This window comes from Vibrio sp. J1-1 (assembly GCF_021728395.1).
Taxonomy (GTDB): Bacteria; Pseudomonadota; Gammaproteobacteria; order Enterobacterales; family Vibrionaceae; genus Vibrio.
The window spans coordinates 1-3,599 of the sequence record NZ_JAKKCM010000034.1; the positions used below are offsets into that span (position 1 = coordinate 1).

A 3,599-nucleotide genomic window follows, 5' to 3' on the forward strand; every position below is an offset into this window, starting at 1 on the left:
CTAAATTGAGTATTGATGTTTCGTCAGTGACCTCTAGCTCATGCAATGTCAATGAACTACTAGCGAGCAGATTTTTTAATTGCGTTGAAGGCTGACCACGATAAGTCGAGATGACGTTATAACCTAAGACTAAAAATTGACGAGTTAACTCGAGTCCAATACCCCTCGAAGCACCTGTAATTAAGACTGTTTCCATTTGCTGAATTTCCTTATTCGTATAACGCCCAATTAAGGTGTGAAGCACGCTACCACAATACTCAAATTGGACGCCGTAATCACTAAACTAGACCCAAACCAAAAATGCCAAGCGTGCTGAATCACTCTTAAATTGTTTGTTAGCCGCTCATTTCCAAAGGTTATTGCTTACTCAACAAGAACTTACGCAAATCTCTCTCTGCACGCATAACAAACAGAATAAACACTTTGTCACCATCTTGTTTATAGAAAACACGACATGGATTAACGACAACTTCACGATAACTTAAATGTTCTAGTTCGGGTGGAATACGACCTGACTCTGGGAAAGTTTGTAGACGTTCGACTTTGGAGAAGATCGTTTGTACTAACTGCTTTGCAGCTACGATATTTTCAAGTGCGATGTATTCAGCGATATCATTGAGGTCAGATAACGCTGGTTCAGTCCAGATTACTTCAGCCATTTTGACATTTTATCCTTGGCTTCATCATGACTTACCACTTTACCGTCAGCTAGTGCACGCTCACCTCGTGCAATACCCTCAAGAATAGCTAAACGATTTTGCATAAATTCGTAGTCATCAACATCAACTAGATACGCAGATGGCTTACCATGCTCAGTAATTAACACTGGTTCTTTGGTGTCGTGGAGATCGGCGAGGATCTTAGTTGCTTGACGTTTAAGTGATGTAACTAGTTCTACTTTCATGAGAGCGGCTCCAAAGGAATATTAAAGTGATACTATTCTATCACTTTGAGTATAGCAAGCTCCATGAGGGCTAACGCCCTGCTAAGGGGTGAACAACGCAATACCGAAGCCGCTGCATACCACCTTAATCACTAAAATCAACGCATAGTAAAAATGCCACGCGTTGTGGAGCCCTCTTGAGCAGTTTGTTAGTTTGCAGACCCAAAGGGTTGATTTTACGTTATTTTAAACTTTGCGAACAACAAACTTTATGTGCTTTGATGCACTTAAATCAGACGTAGTCTCAAAGCGGCTACTCAATGAAACCACTTGGAACAAACAACGCCGCAGAAAACGAACTCACAACACCAAAAAGCGCTTTTGGAAAACTATTCTCACAATGCGGACTTTCAACAAAGTCACTGAAACCACGTGAACTTACCAAACCAGAGAAAGCGTCCTTTCAGCAAGTAAGTCGGCTTTTGTACCAACAAACTCACAGAGCAGAGTTTCAGCAAAAAAGTTCAACTCAGTTAACCAAAAAGTCGCCAAGCCAAAGAACACATCAGCCGTTGAAACGATGCCAACTTTGGATTTTTACCACGCTAGTTAACACTGAAATTGAACGCCGATACGACAACTTCAACTTTGAGCTTTTACCAATAGATCTTTCGATATAGCTGCGTTTTTCCTCTTGCAAACTAACGCCGCATTAAGGGGTGAACAACGCCACCACCCTACCTAAACTATTGTGCTGTAAACACTAATGCTGATTCAAACCAAAACTGCCAAGCGTTGTGAATCCCTCTTGAATGCTTTGTTAGTTGCGTAGTTGAACCCTGCCCAAAAACTTAGTCCAAGTGGTCTGGCGTGTTAAGGTTGGTACCACACTCCTTACATTTATAATCACCTGTAGGCTCACCTTCCATCAAAACACTTGCTATAGTCGCAAGAGCCTCAGAAAAGAAACTTTTTTCTTCATTTTTTGGCTTTGATTTCGAAAAGCTCTCATACTTATGAACCGTAACTTTTTTGCAGTTACAACAGAACGCTTTTGTTTCTTTGGCACCGTAAGCATGTACCATTTTGCTTCTCCTCTGATGCGAATTTATCTTCTAGCAACTAACGCCCTGCTAAGGGGTGAGCAACGCAATACCGAAGCCGCCGCAAACCACCTTAATCACTAAATTCAACGCATAGTAAAAAAGCCACGCGTTGCGAATCCCTCTTGAGCAGTTTGTTAGTCGCGAGGCACCGAGCGACAATTTTAAGCCGAACTAAACTTTGCGAACAACAAACTTTATGTGCTTTGATGCATTTAAGTCAGGCGTAGTCTCAAAGCGGCTACTCAATGAAACCACTTGGAACAAACAACGCCGCAGAAAACGGACTGACAACACCAAAAAGCGCTTTTGGAAAGCCAATCTCACAGTGCGGACTTTCAACAAAGTCACTGAAACCACCTGGAACTTACCACACCAGAGAAAACGTCCTTTCAGCAAGTAAATAAGCTCTTAAACCAACAAACTCACCGAGCGGAGTTGCAACCAAACACAGACTCTCGATTGCCCTGCTCCGTCAGCACCAAAGAACAAAAAAACCGCTTGGACACTTGCAAAACTTTGGACTTAAAACAGCTGAAACTGAGTTTTGACCATCGACGACGCATCTGTGAGCCGGACAATCAGCAGCCAAATGTTGAGCTTAGAAACATGATTTTGACTGCTAGCTTTTTCTGGCGACTAACGCCGCATTAAGGTGTGAGCGACGATTGGCTATACTTGAGCGAAGCGAAACTGCCAAGCGTTGCGAATCACTCTTAAATGCTTTGTTAGCTATTGCTGCCCTTGGAGATTTGGAGCTTCATTTTTCGCCATATTATTGGCTGCTGCAATAATCAAGCTCTGTACAATAGCTGGAGAGGTTAATCCTATTTGAAACGCTAGAATCGTACTGATTTTGTCGCCGTTTAACAAATATATACAAGTAACACCCGCACCCAAGATGGGAAGCGCAAAAAATAATGATATTGTAAATCCAATGTACTTGCCTAAAGGTAGTTTATCTTGCTCTGATTTCATGAAATGCTCAGAAATTTTCATGCCGAACAAAACGAATCCACCGAAAAGTGCAATAATTATTAGTCCAAGGTGAGGGCCTAACGTACTGGTTATTGAATTTAGTGACTCAGGCATCTTTTACCCCTTGACGTTTTGAAGCAAAGAAATCAATAAACTTCCATTTCAAAGGTGCTTCTTTAATAAAACGTTCTTTCGACATTATCAGTACTTTCCCATCCTTTGAACGAAATGGCATATACTTTATTTCTTTTGCTAACTCTTTGTCATAAGCAATAAGCTGTCTTAATTTTTTTTCAGACACATGAGCTTCTTTCGCTATTCCCTCTATACTTCTCATACCAAATTTACGGTTGTTCAATGCTAACCGGATCTTCTTTCTGATCTCCTCAGCGGGAGACTTTTGTTTTGCCTTTTTTTCTTTGTTCAATTTTACAACCTCTATATTTTGAGAAAATAGCTAACGCCGCGTTAAGTGGTGAGCAACGCATACCACTACATTTAAAGTATGGTGCCGTAAACACCAAAGATGAAGCAAACCGAAAATGCCGAGCGTTGGGAATCCGTCTTAAACGCCTTGTTATACCGCTTGGTTGAGGCTAAAATGACCAACATAAAGACCACTTAAGAGACCTATT

The 3,599-nt window shown here is 41.3% G+C and carries 6 protein-coding genes and 1 pseudogene; 1 reads left to right on the top strand and 6 read right to left on the bottom strand.

Features of this window, described 5'->3' with window-relative positions:
• From L3V31_RS21765 to L3V31_RS21785, 4 genes are all read right to left on the bottom strand, one after another.
• Positions 1–196: SDR family NAD(P)-dependent oxidoreductase (locus L3V31_RS21765; protein WP_237319291.1), on the bottom strand; the 196-nt coding region annotated here is incomplete at its 3' end.
• A 160-nt stretch (positions 197–356) separates the two neighbouring features.
• Positions 357–659, bottom strand: coding sequence for a type II toxin-antitoxin system RelE/ParE family toxin (locus L3V31_RS21770; RefSeq protein ID WP_025796191.1), 303 nt, complete (start codon positions 657–659; stop codon positions 357–359).
• Positions 647–904: a type II toxin-antitoxin system Phd/YefM family antitoxin gene (locus tag L3V31_RS21775; protein WP_005448240.1), complete on the bottom strand. Its 258-nt coding sequence runs from the start codon at positions 902–904 to the stop codon at positions 647–649. The genes L3V31_RS21770 and L3V31_RS21775 overlap by 13 nt, the downstream gene beginning before the upstream one ends.
• Before the next feature lie 830 nt (positions 905–1,734).
• Entirely contained in the window at positions 1,735–1,968 is a 234-nt protein-coding gene (locus L3V31_RS21785) for a hypothetical protein (protein ID WP_237319292.1), read from the bottom strand.
• Positions 1,969–2,234: 266 nt separating this feature from the next.
• On the opposite strand from L3V31_RS21785, the pseudogene L3V31_RS21795 reads away from it, so the two are divergent.
• Positions 2,235–2,537: pseudogene (locus L3V31_RS21795) on the top strand (hypothetical protein).
• A 181-nt stretch (positions 2,538–2,718) separates the two neighbouring features.
• Here the strand turns inward: L3V31_RS21795 and L3V31_RS21800 are convergent.
• Together L3V31_RS21800 and L3V31_RS21805 are read right to left on the bottom strand one after the other, a co-directional pair.
• Complete coding sequence (locus tag L3V31_RS21800; protein ID WP_237319294.1) at positions 2,719–3,078, bottom strand: hypothetical protein; 360 nt, start codon at positions 3,076–3,078, stop codon at positions 2,719–2,721.
• On the bottom strand, positions 3,071–3,391 hold the full coding sequence (locus L3V31_RS21805; protein WP_237319296.1) for a hypothetical protein: 321 nt from the start codon (positions 3,389–3,391) through the stop codon (positions 3,071–3,073). Before L3V31_RS21805 ends, L3V31_RS21800 begins: the two co-directional genes overlap by 8 nt.
• Between the last annotated feature and the right edge of the window lie 208 nt (positions 3,392–3,599).

What these genes read in the sequence shown, in the direction of transcription:
- L3V31_RS21770 (WP_025796191.1), bottom strand. Translation starts at nt 659, where the DNA reads ATGGCTGAAGTAATCTGGACTGAACCAGCGTTATCTGACCTCAATGAT.
- L3V31_RS21775 (WP_005448240.1), bottom strand. Translation starts at nt 904, where the DNA reads ATGAAAGTAGAACTAGTTACATCACTTAAACGTCAAGCAACTAAGATC.
- L3V31_RS21785 (WP_237319292.1), bottom strand. Translation starts at nt 1,968, where the DNA reads ATGGTACATGCTTACGGTGCCAAAGAAACAAAAGCGTTCTGTTGTAAC.
- L3V31_RS21800 (WP_237319294.1), bottom strand. Translation starts at nt 3,078, where the DNA reads ATGCCTGAGTCACTAAATTCAATAACCAGTACGTTAGGCCCTCACCTT.